The sequence below is a fragment of the Anaeromicrobium sp. genome (assembly GCF_025210435.1).
GTDB lineage: Bacteria > Bacillota > Clostridia > Peptostreptococcales > Thermotaleaceae > Anaeromicrobium.
Genome location: NZ_JAOART010000072.1, coordinates 35,033 through 54,265 on the forward strand (window position 1 = coordinate 35,033; position 19,233 = coordinate 54,265).

Consider the following 19,233-nt stretch of genomic DNA (forward strand, 5'->3'; position numbering starts at 1 on the left):
TTTAGTCAATACTCTTTTATCTACACGTTAAATCTAAAGATAATTACATCTCCATCTTTAACTATATAATCCTTACCTTCAAGTCTAACTAATCCCTTTTCCTTAGCAGCTGCCATAGAACCAGATCCTACTAGATCATCAAAGGCGATAGTTTCTGCACGGATAAATCCTCTTTCCATATCAGTGTGAATCTTTCCTGCTGCCCCAGGAGCCTTAGTTCCTATTTTGATAGTCCAAGCACGGACCTCTTGAGGTCCAGCAGTTAAGAAACTCATAAGTCCTAATAATCTGTATCCAGCCTGTATAAGTCTATCTAGTCCTGACTCTGATAATCCTAGTTCCTCTAAGAACTCAGCCTTTTCATCATCTTCAAGTTGAGAAATCTCTTCCTCTATTTTAGCACATACTATAACTACTTCTGCATCTTCAGTTTTAGCATGTTCTTTAACCTCTTTAACCATGTGATTTTCTTCACCTGAGATTAAATCATCTTCAGATACGTTAGAAACGTAGATGATAGGTTTATATGATAGAAGATTAAATCCCCTAACCATTTCCTTTTCATCATCTGTTAGATCAAGAACACGAGCTGATTGTCCATTTTCTAATACTTCTTTAACTCTTTCTAATAATTCAACTTCAGCCTTTAATGACTTATCTGACTTTAAAAGTTTTTTAGCTTTCATAAGTCTTCTATCTATAATCTCAATATCTGAGAATATTAATTCAAGGTTGATAGTTTCAATATCTCTAAGAGGTCCTACAGAACCATCCACGTGTACTACGTTTGGATCTTCAAAACATCTTACTACATGTACTATAGCTTCAACCTCTCTAATGTGAGATAAAAACTTGTTTCCAAGACCTTCACCCTTAGAAGCTCCCTTTACAAGTCCTGCAATATCATAAAATTCAATTGCAGTAGGAACTAATTTTTTAGAATCGTATATTTTTCTAAGTACCTCTAGTCTTTCATCAGGAACTGAAACAACTCCCACATTAGGATCTATCGTACAAAATGGATAATTTGCAGATTCTGCTCCTGCCTTAGTTACTGCGTTAAATAATGTACTTTTACCTACGTTTGGTAAACCAACTATACCTAATTTCATTCTATTTATCTTCCTTTCAAATTCGTTCTACGACATATTCATACAAATTAGATTATAACCCATATAAAAAACTAGTTCAACAACTATAAGGCATATGAAAAAAATAAATTAGTTAATTTCCTGAGGAATTTGGAGGATTTTCAAGGAATGGTGAGGGAGCATATTAAACATATGTAAGCGATTCTATAACGAAGAAAATGATTTAAATAACCAGTGAAATGACTAATTTATTTTTGAATATGCCTAAGGCATATGAAAACAATAATTTAAATATAAATATAGTAGGGGGTGTAGTATGGTTAAATATATTTTATCCTTTGTCCTTGGAATAGTTATAGTAGGACTTATGGAATCCTTTGGAATTGTTGAAAGATATTTTATTATTTTTTTTACTATAAACTTGTTTTTATTAGTAAAAAATATGGGAAAAATTAAGATGAAAAAACTTATATGCATGATAGTTTGTATTAGTTGTGGTTTTATTATTACTAGCTATTGTTCCTTTCGTTTAGCATATGATAGTGGAGGAGAGACTATAAGAGCTACATTTAAATATAAGGAAAAGACTGCCGTATTATTAGTTTTTGAGGGAGAGCCTAAAAAATATAATTTGCCCATACTTTTAAAAAATATAAAAGGAGATAAAAGATTTAAACCTATACTTACCACACCTTTTAAATTATATAAGAGAAAGAGAATATATGAACGTATGGGAAATAGCAATTATGAACAGATTTGTAATAATATATATTTAAAATTAGTTAACAGATTAGGGAAAGGATATGATGTGTTTTTAGGTTACTCTAAAAATACACCCTATTATGAAGAGTTAATTAATAAGAAAATATTTAAAAATAATTATAAAAGAATAATAGTAGTTCCTATAGCACTAACAGAGTCAAAGGTCTATTACAATACAATTAATAACATATCCATGAAAGAGGCCTATTATAAGGATTGTGAATTTAAGTTTGCTAAACCTCTTTACTCTAGTAAAAATGTAGTTTTAAGTATTATTAGAAGTATTAATAATAGGCAAGAGGGATTAGATAAAAATAAAATAGGAATAATTTTATTAGGAGAGGCTTCTAAAAATCTAGAGAATAAATATGTGGAACATAGAAGTATAAAAGAAGAAGGGGCCTTGGTGAAGAAAATAAAAAAGGGATTAGTGAATCTTGGTTATGATGAACGAAAAATTTTATATGGTTTTGATTATCCAAATGGGCAACATATGGAAAAATTGTTAATTCAACTTCAGCAATATGGAATAGAAAAAATATTTATTGTAAATACTGGAGATATTGTAGATACTATTAATAATCAGTATATAGTTCATAAAATTATTAATCATGCCAATAATATGGAAGAGATTGAATCCTTGTATATTAAGGGTTGGGGAGAAGATGATCTGTTAATAGAAGCCATAGAATTTAAAATTAGGTCAATTAATGTTGAAAAATGGAACTAGAAACATTAAAATATTCATATATATGGATATGATGGTAAATTTTAAATATAATACTGTATAGTAGGACTTATTGAGGAGGGGTATGTTTGCCAAATTTATACAAAAGCACCATGAGTAAAAATGTAAATTTACATATTATTAAAACTAAGAAATTCAAAACTAATCTAATAAATGTTTTTCTAAAAAGACCCTTGAGACAAGATGAGGTGAGTAAAAATGCCTTACTTACCATGGTATTAGGTAGGGGTAGTAAAAACTATCCTAATACAAAGGTATTGTCAGAAGAACTTGAAAATTTATATGGGGCAGCCTTTGTATGGGATACGGCTAAAAAGGGTGAGAAAAATATCATTAGAATTGCTTTTCAAATGGTGAATGATATGTATGTTAAGGATGATCATGTATTTAAAAAGGGACTTAGCATATTAAATGACTTTATTAATAATCCATTGGTAGAGAATAACAAATTTAATGAGGAATATGTGAAACAGGAGAAGAAAAATTTAATAGAGCGTATTGAAGCTCAAAAAAATGATAAGATGAGATATGCTTATGATAGGTGCATAGAAGAAATGTGTAAGGGAGAACCCTTTGCCCTTAGTGAGTATGGAAGTGTTGAGGATGTGAATAAGATCACACCTGAGGAACTTTATAGTCACTATGAGGATATAATAAAATCTTCTGAAATAGACCTATGTGTAGTAGGTAATGTTAAAAAAGATGAAATTGAAAAGATTATAGAAGAAAATTTGAAATTTAATGTAGATAGTGTGGTTCCTGTAAAAAGGGAAAAAATAAGTGGAGCTAGAGAAGAGGTACAAGTAGTTACAGATGAAATGGATATAAATCAGGGAAAACTAACTTTAGGTTATAAAACAAATGTGGCCTATGAAGATAAGTTATATAATCCTTTAGTAGTTTATTCATCCATATTAGGTGGAGGAGTAAACTCTAAGTTATTTAAAAATGTACGTGAAAAAGAGAGTCTTTGTTATTATGTTTTCTCTAGAATAGAAAAGTTCAAATCCTTAATGTTTATAGGGTCTGGCATTGAGTTTGATAAATACGAAAGGGCCATAGAAGTAATAGGTGAGCAAATAGACAGTATGAAAAAGGGAGATTTTAATGAGGATGACATTATAAGTGCTAAGAATTCAATCATTACTTCTGTTAGATCTATGACTGATAGTGCTGGAATGCTTTCTGATTTTTATTATACTCAAAGTATAAGTAAAACTAACGATTCTATTGAAGAAATCATAGAAAAAATAAGAAGGGTAAGTAAGGAAGAAATAATTGAAGTAGCAAGTAAAATTCAACTAGATACTATATACTTCCTTAAAAACAAAGGGGAGGAAAAATAATGGAGAATAAAATAATACAAAGTTCCATATTAAAAGAGAGTATGTCCTATAAAAAGTTAGACTGTGGACTTGAAGTTTATTATATGCCAAAGATGGGATATAGTAAGCAGTATGCCATCTTTGCTACTAAGTACGGATCTAATGATAGTAATTTCATAATTCCAGGAGAAGGAAAAGAGACCCATGTGCCTGATGGTATAGCCCATTTTCTTGAGCACAAACTCTTTGAAGAAAAGGAAGGAAGTATATTTGATAAGTTTTCGGAATTAGGTTCAAATGTGAATGCCTATACAAACTTTACTTCAACTTGTTATTTATTTTCATGCACAGATAGATTTTATGAAAATTTAGAACTTCTTATGAACTTCGTTCAAAGTCCATATTTTACAGATGAAAATGTGGAGAAGGAAAAGGGAATCATATCTCAAGAGATACGTATGTATGATGATAATCCTGGTTGGAAAGTATTTTTCAATGCTCTACGTGCCATGTACCATAATCATCCAGTAAAAATTGATATAGCAGGTACTGTGGAGAGTATTACTAAAATAACTAAAGAAGACTTATATAAGTGTTATAATACCTTTTATAATTTAAATAACATGGTTGTCTTTGTAGTGGGAGACCTTGAAGAAGACAAAGTATTTAAAACTATAGAGGATAATCTAAAGGAAGATCATACTTTAGGAGACATAAAGAGGATTTATCCTAATGAACCAAATAGTGTAGTTAAGGAAATTATAGAAGAAAAATTAGATGTATCTATTCCACTTTTTAATGTATGCTTTAAAGATTGGGATGTGGGCAAAGATGGAAAGGAACTTTTAAAAAAGGAAATAAGTACAAAGATATTATTAGATATGCTATTTGGAAAAAGTTCTAAGCTTTATTCTAAATTATACGAAGAGGGACTTATTAATGATTCCTTTGAAGCAGATTACACAGGAGATATTGATTATGGACACTCTATGGTTGGTGGAGAATCAAAGGATCCTAAATTAGTTAGGGATAAAATTATGGAGTATGTGAAAAAAGTGAAGGCAGAAGGTCTTTGTGAGAAGAGCTTTGAAAGGGTTAAGAAGAAGTTGTTAGGAAAGCATCTAAGTTCATACAATTCTGTAGATAATATAGCTACTACATTTATTGCTTATAAGTTTAAGAATATAAATATGTTTGATTATATGGAAGTATTAGAGAGTATGGATTTTAATTATGTTAATAAAAGATTTAAAAATCATATAAAAGAAGAGACTAGTGCTTTATCTATAGTTAGTCCAAAGTAAATTTGTAAATATGGATACTATTGATTATAATTAAGTAGATGGTTGTCAGAATTTCTGACAACCAAATTTTAATGCAAGGGGTGACAGTTATGGATCCAGTAGCTTTTTATGCATTCGGCATAGGTATTAGATGGTATGGTATTTTAATAGCTTCAGGAATACTTTTAGGAACACTTATAGCTATTAGGCGTGCTAAAAGAGTTGGTATTAATGAAGAAAATATATTAGACATGTTGTTATTTGCAGTGCCTGCCTCTATAGTAGGTGCAAGAGCCTATTATGTATTATTTAATTGGGAATATTATGCAGGGGATTTTTACAAGATAATAAATGTAAGACAGGGTGGCCTTGCCATACACGGAGGTGTGATAGGAGGAGCATTGGTTGCATATTTATATTGTAAAAGTAAAAATATTTCCTTTCCTAAGATGGCTGACATATGTGCACCAAGTTTGATTTTAGGCCAAGCCATAGGAAGATGGGGGAATTTTATAAACCAGGAAGCCCATGGTGGACCTACAGATTTACCCTGGGGAATAATAGTAGATGGAGTAAAAGTTCACCCAACCTTTTTATATGAATCCCTATGGAACTTCATGGTCTTTGGAGTATTACTTTGGTATGACAAAAGGAAAAAATTCGACGGAGAATTATTTCTTTTCTATCTAATGTTGTATTCTGTAGCAAGATTTTTTATAGAGGGCTTAAGGACTGATAGCCTAATGTTTGCAGGTATGAGAGTGGCTCAATTAATAAGTATTGGGGCAATAGTACTGTCTGCTGTAGTAGTTTATCTAGTAAGAAAAAAGAAATATAATGATATGATATAAAAGAAAGATGAAAAAAATGGCAGAAAATTCTTGAATCGAATTGACATTATATGTAATTTGTAATATCATGTTTCTGTGCTATTTTTATCACGAAAAAACCACAAAATTTCTGTTGAAATCAGGGAGGAAATATAATGTCAAAGCGTGATATTGAGAATTTAAGATGTAAATTGTATAATTTGATTAAAAATAGGTCAAGTTATGACGAAATTTACAAAGCCAGTACAGATTTAGATGAAATGATAGTTTTATATTATAGAAAATTGGTTATATAAATTACAAAGTCTTTAAGAATAAATCTTAAGGGCTTTTTTTTTATTATTCTATCCACTTTACTCCACCCTATAGAAAAAAAAGCTGAAAGCTAGGGATTTTCATGGGGGAGGGAAGTGGATGAGATTTTTTCATATATAAACTAAAGGGGAGACTAAATACCTAAATTTATAATAAAAACAACATAGGTGGAGGGGCAAGTATTAAAAATAAAAGGGTTGTATATGAGATTTACCAATGGGTAGATGTGAAATTATAGTATTTCTTTTCTATGTATTTTCGTATGAAAAATATTTCTATTTAATAGAAGGAATTTAACATTTATGATAGAATTAATTATAACGTGGTAAAAAGTGGTGCGCAGTGGAGGGGTTTCCCAAAGAAGGGGTGGAAATGTGTTTATAGGTGAACATTTTCATACAATTGACTCAAAGGGCAGGATGATAGTTCCTTCTAAGTTTAGAGACGAACTTGGAGAATCTTTTATAGTTACAAAGGGACTAGACAACTGTTTATTTGTGTATCCCCAAAATGAGTGGAAACAATTTGAAGAAAAACTAAGAACTCTACCCCTAACAAGTAGAGATGCAAGGGCATTTGTAAGATTATTTTTCTCAGGAGCTACTGAATGTAGTTTGGACAAGCAGGGAAGAATTAACTTACCAGCTAATCTAAGACAGCACGCTAAAATTGACAAAGAAGTTGTAACAATAGGAGTTTCTACGAGAGTAGAAATTTGGAGTAAGGAAGAATGGAACAGATATAATGATAGCGAAGAGCTAAGTTATGATGCAATAGCTGAAAAAATGGTGGAACTAGGGATTTAAATAAAAGAATAGACAATGGTAGATAATAATCATAAAAGAAATGAAAGCAGGTGATACTTTTGGAATTTAATCATGTGTCTGTACTACTGAAAGAAACGGTAGATAATTTAGAAATTAAACCAAATGGTATATATGTGGATGGTACTCTAGGTGGAGGTGGTCATTCTTCATATATATGTGAACAACTATCTAAAGAGGGAAGTTTAATTGGTATAGATCAGGATAAGGATGCCTTAAAATCCGCATCTAAGAGATTAGAAGCATATGAAAATAATAAAATTTTTGTACATAGTAATTTTTCCAATATTAAAAATGTGTTAGAGGAACTTGAAATAGATAAAATAGATGGAATGATACTAGACCTAGGAGTATCTTCATATCAGTTAGATGAAGCACAAAGGGGTTTTTCATATCAGCAGGATGCACCACTTGATATGAGAATGAATAGGGATGTGCCATTTACTGCATGGAATGTGGTAAATGAGTATGAGGAATCAGAAATATTTAGAATCATAAAAGAGTATGGTGAAGATAGGTGGGCTAGTAGAATTGCCAAGTTCATAGTTAAGGAGCGAGATGAAAAAAGTATAGATACAACAATAGAACTTGTAGAAGTTATAAAAAAGGCAATTCCAGCTGCTGCTAGAAGGGAAGGGCCTCATCCAGCAAAGAGGACTTTTCAAGCCATAAGGATTGAAGTTAATAATGAATTAGGAATTATAGAAAATACCATAAAGGATGCTGTAGAAAAATTGAATAAGGGTGGTAGACTTTCTATTATCACTTTCCACTCCCTAGAGGATAGAATAGTTAAAAAAACTTTTAAAGAATTGAGTATTGCATGCACTTGCCCTCCTGAGTTTCCCATGTGTATGTGTGGAGGTAAAGCTAAGGTAAAAAGAATAACTAAAAAGCCCATATTACCATCAAAGGAAGAAATTCATGTAAATCCACGTTCAAGAAGCGCTAAATTAAGAGTAGCCCAAAAACTTTAATGTTCTAAAAAGTAAAGAAGGTGAATAAGTTGTTAGTAGCAAAACGTAAGTATAGTTATTCTGAGGAGAATATTCCCCAAAGGGAAGAAAAGAAAAAAATAGAGAAAAAGATAAATAGAAAAAATAAAAAAGGCAATAAATTATTTTTTTATAAAGTGCAAACTATAGTTACACTCTTGATTACTGCAACTTTTTGCGTGGGGATACTGGCAGGTTATGCGGAAATTAGTAAATTAAAATATGAAGTGAATAATTTGGTGAAAGAATCAAAGAAAGTTCAATCTGAAATAAACAGACTAAAGGTGGAAGTTGATAAGGTAAAGAGAAGTAATTTGATAGAAGAGAAGGCAACTGCCACTTTAGGAATGCAATATCCAGAAAAAAGACAAATGGTATTCTTAGAAGTGGATGATCTTGATCTGAAAAGAAATTTAGAGAAAAACACTAAAATTGAAGAAAAAGCCACTTTTATGGATCGTGTTAAGGGGACTATGGGCAAGATGATAACTAGTATAAAAGGCAATTTTAACATTTAGTAGGGGGGAAACTTAAATTGGCAATACCCAGCATTACAAATAAAAAGAGACTAGTCTTATTATTGTTTTTATCTAGCTTAGCTTTACTTCTACTAGTATTTCGTCTTGGGTGGATTCAAATTGTAAAAGGTGAAAGATATAGGGAAATGGCCCAAGTACAACAAACTAGAGACATTCCTATTCCTGCTAAAAGAGGAATAATCTATGATAGAAATGGAAAAGAATTAGCCATAAGTGCAAGTACATATACTGTATGGGCAAGACCAACGGAAGTGACTAAATCAGGTAAAGGTTATGAGATAGCAGCTAAGTTGGCTGAAATCCTTGGAGAAAGTGAAGAGGATATAAGGAAAAAAGTTACTAAGAAAAATACAAATTTAGTAAAAGTTAAAAAGTGGATAGAAAAGGAAATAGCAGATAGCATAAGGGAGGCTGGCTTAAAGGGCATATCCATAGCAGAAGATAATAGAAGATATTATCCCTTTGGAAACTTTGCATCCCATGTGATAGGCCATACTACAGATGATAATATGGGCCTATCAGGAGTTGAACTAAAATATGATAAATACTTAAGTGGTTTACCTGGTAGATGGATAAAAAATACAGATGCAGCAGGAAGACAACTTTATTATGGGACGGATAAGTATTATGAAGCTGAAAATGGATTAAATGTGGTTTTAACCATAGATGAAATAATTCAACATTTTACAGAAAAGGCCCTTAATAATGCATTGGCTAAAACAGAGGCGAAAAGAGTATTTGGAATAGTTATGGACCCTAAAACGGGAGATGTGCTGGCCATGTCAGTTAAACCAGACTATGATCCTAATAATGCAAGAACTCCACTAGATGAAAATCTAAAAAGGGAGTATGATGTGGCTGATAGCAAAGAAAAATCCAAAATTTGGAATAAAATGTGGAGAAATCCAATAATCAGTGACACATATGAGCCAGGATCAACCTTCAAACTTATAACATCAGCAGCAGGTCTTGAAGAAGGGGTGGTAGATCCTAATTCACCCTTTAATTCACCAGGTTATACTATTGTAGCTGGACAAAGATTAAAGTGTTGGAGATATTATAGACCCCATGGTCATCAAACCTTTACAGAAGGTGTTCAAAACTCCTGTAACCCAGTTTTTGTTGAAGTTGGTCAAAGATTAGGGGTAGAAAAATATTATGAGTATTTAGATGCCTTTGGATTTACTAATACTACAGGTATTGATTTACCTGGTGAAGGAAGGGCCATAATACAAAATAAAAATATAATAGGACCTGTTGAACTTGCCACCATATCATATGGTCAAGGAATATCGGTTACTCCCCTTCAATTAATGAGTGCCATTTCGGCTGTGGGAAATGATGGTAAACTTATGAAACCTAGGATAGTAAAAGAGTTAGTTGATGATGAGGGGAATGTAATCCATAGATATGAACCTAACATGGTTAGACAAGTAATATCTGAAAAAACGGCTACCGAATTAAGGACTATAATGGAAAGTGTTGTTTCAAAGGGGTCTGGGAAGAAGGCCTATATACCAGGATATAGAGTAGGTGGAAAGACGGGGACAGCAGATAAAGTAATAGATGGAAGGTATGCAAAGGGGAAAACCTATTCATCCTTTGTTTCACTGGCCCCTGCAAATGATCCAAAGTTAGCTGTTTTAGTAGTAATAGATGAACCTCAGGGAGTTAGATTTGGGAGTTTAACTGCCGCACCAGCCGTAGGAGAAATATTAAAGGATTCCCTTAGATATCTTGAAGTAGAACCTCAATTTAATCAGGAAGAAGTTAAAGAATATGAAAGGGTGGAAGTATCTGTGCCAGAGATAAGAAACCTTCCACTAAAGGAAGCGGCTAAAGTTTTAAGTGGAAAGAATCTTAGATATGAGACTGAACCTATGGAAGTTGAAAATTCTGATGTTACTATTATAGATCAGTTTCCAAAGCCTGGAGCTAAGGTGTTAGAAAATTCGGTCATAATATTGTACTTGAAAAAGGAATAACTTAAAACTTAGGTAAATCCTATATTTATTAACAATCTAAACCTAAAATGTATATAAATTGTGTTATAATTAGAATAAATGAAAAATAATTAAGGCAACTTAAGTCGAAGTTATATCACTTTGATTTAAGTTGCCTTTTCGTGAGTTTTGTTTATAATCATAATTTGACGTCTATAATACTAAGGATATATTTTCCCTTGTAGGCAAGTTATTGTGTGGCGGAAAATTTAGAATTTATAATTTAATAAATATCTGCAAGTGAATAAAAATAATTTCCATGAGGGGTGTAGTTTATGAAATTAAAAGATATAATTAATGAGATAGATCTAATAGATATAAGTGGAGAATTAAATGTGGGAATAAATAATATTTGTTATGATTCTAGGAATGTAAAAGAAGGGGATTTATTTGTGTGTGTGAAAGGATTTAAAGTGGATGGACACAAATATGTAGATTCAGCTATGAAAAAAGGGGCGAAGGCCTTTATTGTAGAGGATGAAGTGAAAATAGATGGGGTGACTGTGGTAAAAGTTTCTAATTCTAGAAAGGCTATGGCAAAAATTGCATCTAACTTTTATGGTGATCCCACAAGGTCAATGGAAGTTATAGGTATCACAGGGACTAATGGAAAAACTACCATTACATACTTAATTAATAGCATTTTAGACAGTAAAAATATAAAATCTGGAATTATAGGAACTATAGGTCATAAAATATTAAATAAGGAGTATAAAGCTAATAACACTACACCAGAAGCCTTTGAGTTACAAAAAATGTTTAATGAAATGAAAAATGCAGGTGTCCATGTGGCTGTCATGGAAGTTTCATCCCATTCAATAGAGTTAGATAGGGTAGATAATGTTAATTTTTCCATAGGTATATTTACTAATTTAACAAAGGATCATTTAGATTACCATAAAGATATGGATAATTACTATGAAGCTAAGAAAAAACTATTTTTTATGACCAATAAAGCTAATATAATTAATGTGGATGATTCCTATGGCAAAAAATTGGCAAAAGAGTTAGAATCTAGCCATGTTGAGACTATCACCTACGGAATAGATAGTGAATGTCATATAAGAGGAACAAATATAGGTATAACACCACAGGGGGCTACCTTTACATTAGTCACCCCTAAATATAGTGGAGAAATTAACTTAAATACACCTGGCAAGTTTTCCATATATAATGGATTAGCAGCAGCTAGTGGAGCTTACGTTTTAGGATATTCTTTTGAGGATATTAAAAGGGGACTAGAAAATAATAAAGGGGTTTCAGGGAGATTTGAAAAAGTAAATAATTCTAAGGGGTATAATGTTATTGTGGATTATTCCCATACACCAGATTCTTTGGAAAATGCATTAATAACAGCTAAAGAATTTACTCAAGGAAAGATAATAACAGTATTTGGATGTGGTGGTGACAGGGATAAAACTAAGAGGTCTATAATGGGAGAGATAGCAGGAAAACTATCCAATTATGTGATTATAACTAGTGATAATCCAAGAAGTGAAGAACCAAATAGTATTTTAGATCATATAGAAGAAGGAATTGAAGGTACTAATTGTGAATATAAAAAAATAGTAGATAGGAAAGAAGGTATAAGGGAGGCTATTAAAAGGGCAAATAAGGATGATATAGTTTTAATAGCAGGAAAGGGTCATGAGACATATCAAATATTAGGAAATGAGACCATAGACTTTGATGACAGATTAGTGGCCAAGGCCATTATTGAGGGGGAAATGTAGATGGAAATTAGTATAGGTGAAATAATTAAATGTACTAATGGTCAATTAATTGAAGGTAATACAAGGGAAGAGATTAAAAGAATATCTACGGATTCTAGAGATATAAAGGAAAATGATATGTTCATAGCCCTAATTGGTGAAAACTTCGATGGGCATAAATTTTTAAAATCTGCAGCCAGTAAAGGAGCTAAAACCCTATTGGTAAGTCAGTATAAAAACCACATAGAAGGGGTAAACGTAATAAAAGTAGAAGATACCTTAAAGGCAATGGAAGAAATTGCTAAATACTATATTTCAAAATTTCATATTTTGAAAGTGGCTGTAACAGGTAGTACAGGAAAAACTACTACTAAAGATATGATATATAATGTTCTTAGGAAAAAATATAAAGTATTAAAGAACAAGGGAAATTTCAATAATCATATAGGTCTTCCTAAAACTGTATTTGAATTAGACAGTACCTATGAAGCTTGTATACTTGAAATGGGTATGAGTGGATTTGATGAAATAGATTTGTTAGCAAATATAGTAAGACCCCATATAGGAGTAATAACTAATGTGGGATTGTCCCATATAGAAAGGCTAGGGTCACAAGAAAATATATGTAAGGCCAAGATGGAAATTAAAAATTATTTTAATGAAAAGGATATGTTAATACTAAATGGTGATGATAAATTCCTATGTAATATAGAAGGGGATAAATATAATGTTTTAAAAGTTGGATTAAATAAAGATATGGACCTTAGAGGAGAAATAAAAAAAGATCTAGGTCAGGATGGAATTCTATTTAGTGTAATCTATGAAACTAAAACCTATGACTTTAGACTAAATGTGGCTGGGATACACAATGTTTACAATGCCATGAGTGCCATAATGATAGGGATTATAGAAGATATACCTATGGACAAGATAAGGGAAGCCATTTCTGAATTTGAAAGTGGCAACATGAGATTAAATATAAAAGAAAATGGTGAAATATTAATTATAGATGACACCTATAATGCCAGTCCAGATTCTATGGAAGCTGGAATCAATGTACTAAAAAATGTTGGGAAAAATAGAAAAATAGCCATATTAGGAGATATGCTAGAAATGGGCGAATATGCTAAGGATGCCCATGAAAATGTAGGTTATAGGGTAAGTGAAGAGAACATAGATGTATTAATAGCCGTTGGAAATGACGCAATCCATTATAAGACTGGAGCTATGAAAAAGGGGATGGGAAGTGATAAAACTTTCTTCTTTAAAAGTAATCAAGAAGTGATGGAATTTTTAAAAGACTTCCTTAAGGAAGATGACACTTTTCTCATTAAAGGCTCTAGGGGAATGAAAATGGAAGAACTAGTAAAATATTTGCAAGAGAGGAGATAAATAGATGAGTTATTTACAAATGATTATAGTTATGGTGGCATCATTTTTTATTACTTTAATATTAGGACCAATTTGTATACCAATTCTTAGGAGACTTAAGGTGGGACAAAGCATAAGAGATGAGGGGCCAAAGTCTCATATGAGTAAATCTGGAACTCCTACCATGGGTGGGATAATGATGGTTTTGGCAGTGCTAATAACCACATTAACAGCAGGTTTATCTGGAGAACAAATGAAGGATTTGTATGTGATGCTATTTGCTACTATATCATTTGGACTGATTGGGTTCATAGATGATTTTATAAAGGTTGTACTAAAGAGAAATTTAGGATTAAGAGCATACCAAAAGTTAATTGGTCAAGTGTTAATAGCCCTTATATTGGCCATTTACTTTTTGAAAACTTCCAGTTACAAGGCCAATATATATATACCTTTTATTCATACTAGCATAGATTTTGGCATGTTATATATACCTTTTATAGTTGTATTTGTTGTGGGAACAACTAATAGTGTGAATTTAACAGATGGATTAGATGGATTAGCTTCAGGAGTAACTTTAATAATATCAGCCTTCTTTAGTTTAGTGGCTGTTAAAATGGGAATGCCTAGTGTGGCCATATTCTGTGGTGCACTAACAGGGGCATGTTTAGGTTTTTTAAGGTTTAATGCACATCCTGCGAAGGTGTTTATGGGAGATACGGGTTCAATGGCTCTAGGTGGTGCTATTGCAGCAGTTAGTATACTTACTAACTTAACTATGATAATTCCAATTGTAGGTGGAATATATTTTATGGAAGCCCTATCTGTTATTATACAAGTAGCTTCATTTAAACTTACAGGTAAAAGGGTATTTAAAATGAGTCCCCTTCATCACCACTTTGAATTATGTGGATGGAAAGAAACAAAGGTAGTAATTGTATTTTGGTTAGTTACTTTTATCTTATGTATGATTGGATTGTTTGGAATTAGAATATAATCAGATAGAAAGCAGGTGTTTATAATGGATTTAAGAGGTAAAAAAGTACTTATTGTGGGTATGGGAAAATCAGGTATAGCTACTGTTAATACACTATCAGAACAGGGAGCTATAGTTTATACTTATGATAAAAAGACTAAAGAAGAATTAAAGGATATATTATTAAAAATTGATGAAAATAAAATAGGAAAAATCTATGATGAATTTCCAGATAGTAAAGAGTTTGACCTAATAGTATTAAGTCCTGGTGTTCCTACTGATTTAGATTTTATAAAAGAAGCTAAATCAGGTAATGTGGAAGTTATAGGAGAATTAGAACTTGCTTATAGGCTATGTAAGGGGACTTTTATAGGAATAACAGGAACTAATGGAAAAACTACTACTACAGCTTTAACGGGAGAAATATTTAAAAATGCTAAAAAGGATACTTATGTGGTAGGAAATATAGGGGTGGCGGCCATATCAAAGGCACCTTTGGCTAAAGGCACTTCCATGATGGTTACAGAAGTAAGTAGTTTTCAATTAGAGAGTATCAAAGACTTTAATCCTCACATAGGAGCCATATTAAACATTACACCAGACCACTTAAATAGGCACAAGACCATGGAGAATTACATAAATGCTAAGGCTCATATATTTGAAAATCAAGATGAAAATGATTATGTAATACTTAATAAGGATAATGAAGAGACTTATAAGCTGGCAAGTAAGTGCAAATCAAATGTCATATTCTTTAGTAGAAAAGAAATTCTACAAGAGGGTGTATATGTGCATGATGAACATATAATGGCAAAAAAAGATAATATGGAATATGAAATTTGTAATATTTCAGATTTACAAATTCCAGGAACCCATAACTTAGAAAATGCCCTTGCAGCTACAGCCATATGCCTTTGGGCTGGAATAGATGTTCAATATATTGAACAAACATTGAAAGAATTCATGGGAGTAGAACATAGAACAGAATTTGTTAGTGAAATAAATGGGGTTAGATATATTAATGACTCAAAGGGAACTAATCCTGATGCATCCATAAAAGCTATAGAAGCCATGAAAAATCCCATATTATTAATAGCAGGAGGTATGGATAAGGGAAGTGATTTTACTGAGTTCATAAGTTCCTTTAAGGGAAAAGTTAAAAATATGATTTTACTAGGAGAAACGGCTGAAAAAATAGAGGAAACGGCCAAGGAAAATGAATTTTATAATATAACAAGAGTAAAAGATATGAAGGAAGCTGTAAAAACTGCAAGTACCATGGCAGTAAGTGGTGATTGTGTATTATTGTCACCTGCTTGTGCAAGTTGGGATATGTATAAGAGTTACGAAGTGAGGGGAAAAGATTTCAAAGAATGTGTTCTAAACTTAAGGAGGTAAAAGAGTATGGCTAAAAGAAAATCAAGCGACTTTACTTTACTATTGCTAGTTCTAATATTGGTAGTAATAGGAGTTATTATGGTTTTTAGTTCTAGCCATTACTATGCCCTTACCAAACTACATGATTCTTACTATTTTCTTAAAAGAGAACTTCTATGGGCTACTATAGGACTTATAGGAATGACATTTACTATGAATTTTGACTATTTCAGATATAAAAAATTAGCACCATATGCCTTTGGTTTGAGTATAGTACTTTTATTATTAGTATTAACACCACTAGGAAAGGAATTTAATGGAGCCAGGCGATGGATTGGGATAGGTAGCTTTACCATAATGCCAGGAGAAATAAGTAAAATTTGTGCCATAATATTTGTGGCATCTAGTTTATCTTCTATGGGAGATAAAATAAAGAAGTTCTTACATGGAGTATGTCCATATATACTTATAATAGGAATATATATGGGACTCATATTACTTCAACCTAATATGAGTACGGCAGTAACCATAGGGGCAGTAATTGCCTGTATGATGTTTATTGCAGGCATGAGATGGTTCCATGTTATAGTAATGGGCATGGGAGGATTTTTTGCTCTTGGAGCAATGGTTGTGGCAGCTCCCTATAGAATGAAGAGATTAACGGGATTTTTAGATCCATTTAAAGACCCAATGGGAACAGGATATCAAGTTATACAATCCCTATATGCATTAGGTTCAGGAGGCTTATTTGGAGTTGGATTAGGAAGAAGTATGCAAAAATATTTATATATCCCAGAACCTCAAAATGATTTTATTTTCGCCATAATAGGGGAAGAACTAGGGTTTATTGGGTGCATGGTAATTATTATACTATATGTGCTCTTAATATGGAGAGGAGTTAGAATTGCCATAAATGCACCAGATACCTTTGGATGTCTATTAGCATCAGGGATTACATCAATGGTTGCAGTACAGTGCATAATAAATATTGCTGTTGCCACATCGTCCATGCCAGTTACGGGTATGGCCCTACCATTTATAAGTTGGGGAGGGAATTCTCTTGCTATATTTATGGCATCAGTTGGAATATTGCTAAATGTTTCAAGGTATTCTAATTTAGATAGGAGTTGACGTAATGAAGGTACTAATTACAGGTGGAGGCACTGGAGGACACATATATCCAGCTATTGCCATTGCAAATAAGATAAAAGGTGAAATCAAAACAGCTCAAATACTATTTGTAGGTACAGAAAAGGGACTAGAAAGTGAGTTGGTTCCAAAGGCAGGTTATAATCTAAAGACAATAAAGGTAAGCGGATTCAAAAGAAAAATTTCATTGGATACGGCAAAATCAGCAGTTGACTTGGCCTGTGGTCTAAAGGATTCCATAAAGGTCATCTTAAAATTCAAACCAGATATTGTCATTGGAACGGGTGGATATGTATGTGGACCTGTAGTATTCATAGCTTCTATGCTTAATATTAAAACAGTTATTCATGAACAAAATGTCATACCAGGAGTAACTAATAAAATATTGGGTAAGTTTGTTAATCGGGTTTTGGTAAGCTTTCATGAGTCTAAAAAGTATTTTAATAATGATAAAAAAGTCTATCTTACAGGAAATCCAATTAGAAAGGATTTTATAAAAATAAGTGAGGAAAGTTCTAAAGAAGAAATAGGAGCTAAAGAAGATGAGTTTGTAGTATTGTCCTTTGGAGGAAGCCGTGGTGCTGAAAAAATAAATAACATTATGGCTAAAGTTATAGAAAGAACCCATAAGGATAAAAAAATAAAAATAATTCATGTAACGGGAAGTAGACACTATAAAGAGGTAATGGACTTTTTTAAAGAAAAGGGTATAAATAAGGACGTTAAGGACTCTGTAAAAGAGTATATATATGATATGGCAAAATATATGGGAGCGGCAGATTTGGCCATATGTCGTGCAGGAGCCATAACTTTAGCTGAAATAACAGCTATGGGAATACCTTCTATTTTAATACCATCTCCTTATGTTACTAATAATCATCAAGAGCATAATGCAAGAGTATTAGAGGATAAAGGAGCAGCCATATTAGTTAAAGAATCTGAATTTGATGAACATGTTATACTTAATAATATATATGAACTATCAAAACAAAAGGATAAATTGAATACCATGGCTAAAAAGAGTAGGGAGATAGCAAAACCAAATGCTACTGATATAATTTATTCTAATATATTAGAAGTATTAAAATCATAAAATTTTCCTATCTATGGGAACACCTTCGAGATTAATGCATAAAATGATTAATATATTAGGTATTGTGCGTAGCTTAATTTTTATATGAAATATTTGTGAAAAACTCGGAGGTGTAATTTATGAGCCGACTGCTAGTAAAAGGCCAAAATAAATTAAATGGAGAACTGGCAATAAAGGGAGCAAAAAATGCAGTTTTACCTATTTTGGCTGCTACTATTTTAAACGAAGGTGAAAGTATCTTATTTGATGCACCTCATCTTAGTGATGTTGATGCTATGATTAATATATTGAAATCCATAGGTTGTAAAATAGAATTTGAAGATTCCGTAATGAAAGTTGATACTAGTAATTTAAGTTCCCATGAAATTCCAGAACACTTAGTAAGAGAAATGAGATCATCCATATTTTTAATGGGCCCCATGTTGGCCAGGTGTGGAAAGATAAGGATAAGTTACCCAGGTGGGTAACAAAACTTGTGGGTACAAATTGATTGTTTCATATACATGAGTATTTTCATGAAAGCTTAAATGGAAAGAACCTAGAGGGTTCTGTTAATTTTTAAGGAAAATATGGACAAGTTAAATACGTTGGTTAAGAAAATCCAGATTCTTGAGCCAGCGTATTTTCTTTTTGTGTTCAAGGGTGAGAATATTCTATAAATATAATTAGAAATAAGAGTTGTTTGGTATATAATATAAGTATAGATTTATTGGTTGTAAATTTGTTTTATACAGTAACTTGCCTATAAGGGAAAATATATTGAAAATCTTTGGAACCCTGGAACGTCACAACATCCTATGCTACTCCAACATGACACATGAACCTATATACGAAGATTCA

General features: G+C 32.0%; 17 protein-coding genes. 16 read left to right on the forward strand and 1 reads right to left on the reverse strand.

What is annotated here, in order from left to right; all coding sequences use genetic code 11:
- Window positions 1-20: 20 nt before the first annotated feature.
- The gene (gene ychF / locus N4A57_RS08900) at window positions 21-1,112 is read right to left on the reverse strand and encodes a redox-regulated ATPase YchF (RefSeq protein ID WP_293657645.1); all 1,092 of its coding nucleotides are present in this window, start codon (window positions 1,110-1,112) and stop codon (window positions 21-23) included.
- A gap of 295 nt (window positions 1,113-1,407) precedes the next feature.
- Here ychF and N4A57_RS08905 point away from each other — a divergent pair, with 295 nt between their 5' ends.
- The 16 genes from N4A57_RS08905 (at window position 1,408) to N4A57_RS08980 (ending at window position 18,860) form a co-directional block, all read left to right on the forward strand.
- Window positions 1,408-2,583 carry a hypothetical protein gene (locus N4A57_RS08905; protein WP_293657646.1) on the forward strand — a complete coding sequence of 392 codons (1,176 nt, stop codon included), beginning with the start codon at window positions 1,408-1,410 and terminating at the stop codon, window positions 2,581-2,583.
- An 86-nt stretch (window positions 2,584-2,669) separates the two neighbouring features.
- Window positions 2,670-3,947 carry an EF-P 5-aminopentanol modification-associated protein YfmF gene (gene yfmF, locus N4A57_RS08910; RefSeq protein WP_293657647.1) on the forward strand — a complete coding sequence of 426 codons (1,278 nt, stop codon included), beginning with the start codon at window positions 2,670-2,672 and terminating at the stop codon, window positions 3,945-3,947.
- Window positions 3,947-5,230, forward strand: a complete 1,284-nt coding sequence (gene yfmH / locus N4A57_RS08915; protein ID WP_293657648.1) for an EF-P 5-aminopentanol modification-associated protein YfmH — start codon at window positions 3,947-3,949, stop codon at window positions 5,228-5,230. Before yfmF ends, yfmH begins: the two co-directional genes overlap by 1 nt.
- Window positions 5,231-5,319: 89 nt before the next feature.
- Window positions 5,320-6,060, forward strand: coding sequence for a prolipoprotein diacylglyceryl transferase (gene lgt / locus N4A57_RS08920; RefSeq protein WP_293657649.1), 741 nt, complete (start codon window positions 5,320-5,322; stop codon window positions 6,058-6,060).
- Between the two features lie 134 nt (window positions 6,061-6,194).
- Window positions 6,195-6,335 carry an aspartyl-phosphate phosphatase Spo0E family protein gene (locus N4A57_RS08925; protein ID WP_293657650.1) on the forward strand — a complete coding sequence of 47 codons (141 nt, stop codon included), beginning with the start codon at window positions 6,195-6,197 and terminating at the stop codon, window positions 6,333-6,335.
- Between the two features lie 393 nt (window positions 6,336-6,728).
- Window positions 6,729-7,160 carry a division/cell wall cluster transcriptional repressor MraZ gene (mraZ, locus tag N4A57_RS08930; RefSeq protein ID WP_293657651.1) on the forward strand — a complete coding sequence of 144 codons (432 nt, stop codon included), beginning with the start codon at window positions 6,729-6,731 and terminating at the stop codon, window positions 7,158-7,160.
- 59 nt (window positions 7,161-7,219) lie between these two features.
- Complete coding sequence (gene rsmH, locus N4A57_RS08935) at window positions 7,220-8,155, forward strand: 16S rRNA (cytosine(1402)-N(4))-methyltransferase RsmH (RefSeq protein ID WP_293657652.1); 936 nt, start codon at window positions 7,220-7,222, stop codon at window positions 8,153-8,155.
- A 29-nt stretch (window positions 8,156-8,184) separates the two neighbouring features.
- Complete coding sequence (locus tag N4A57_RS08940) at window positions 8,185-8,691, forward strand: cell division protein FtsL (protein WP_293657653.1); 507 nt, start codon at window positions 8,185-8,187, stop codon at window positions 8,689-8,691.
- Window positions 8,692-8,708: 17 nt separating this feature from the next.
- Complete coding sequence (locus N4A57_RS08945) at window positions 8,709-10,697, forward strand: stage V sporulation protein D (RefSeq protein ID WP_293657654.1); 1,989 nt, start codon at window positions 8,709-8,711, stop codon at window positions 10,695-10,697.
- A gap of 293 nt (window positions 10,698-10,990) precedes the next feature.
- The gene (locus N4A57_RS08950; protein WP_293657655.1) at window positions 10,991-12,448 is read left to right on the forward strand and encodes a UDP-N-acetylmuramoyl-L-alanyl-D-glutamate--2,6-diaminopimelate ligase; all 1,458 of its coding nucleotides are present in this window, start codon (window positions 10,991-10,993) and stop codon (window positions 12,446-12,448) included.
- Complete coding sequence (locus N4A57_RS08955; protein WP_293657656.1) at window positions 12,449-13,819, forward strand: UDP-N-acetylmuramoyl-tripeptide--D-alanyl-D-alanine ligase; 1,371 nt, start codon at window positions 12,449-12,451, stop codon at window positions 13,817-13,819.
- 4 nt (window positions 13,820-13,823) lie between these two features.
- Complete coding sequence (gene mraY / locus N4A57_RS08960; RefSeq protein ID WP_293657657.1) at window positions 13,824-14,795, forward strand: phospho-N-acetylmuramoyl-pentapeptide-transferase; 972 nt, start codon at window positions 13,824-13,826, stop codon at window positions 14,793-14,795.
- A gap of 24 nt (window positions 14,796-14,819) precedes the next feature.
- On the forward strand, window positions 14,820-16,172 hold the full coding sequence (murD, locus tag N4A57_RS08965; protein WP_293657658.1) for a UDP-N-acetylmuramoyl-L-alanine--D-glutamate ligase: 1,353 nt from the start codon (window positions 14,820-14,822) through the stop codon (window positions 16,170-16,172).
- Window positions 16,173-16,178: 6 nt separating this feature from the next.
- Complete coding sequence (gene spoVE / locus N4A57_RS08970) at window positions 16,179-17,282, forward strand: stage V sporulation protein E (protein WP_293657659.1); 1,104 nt, start codon at window positions 16,179-16,181, stop codon at window positions 17,280-17,282.
- Window positions 17,283-17,286: 4 nt separating this feature from the next.
- Entirely contained in the window at window positions 17,287-18,393 is a 1,107-nt protein-coding gene (murG, locus tag N4A57_RS08975) for an undecaprenyldiphospho-muramoylpentapeptide beta-N-acetylglucosaminyltransferase (RefSeq protein ID WP_293657660.1), read from the forward strand.
- Between the two features lie 119 nt (window positions 18,394-18,512).
- Complete coding sequence (locus N4A57_RS08980) at window positions 18,513-18,860, forward strand: UDP-N-acetylglucosamine 1-carboxyvinyltransferase (protein WP_293657661.1); 348 nt, start codon at window positions 18,513-18,515, stop codon at window positions 18,858-18,860.
- Window positions 18,861-19,233 lie beyond the last annotated feature (373 nt).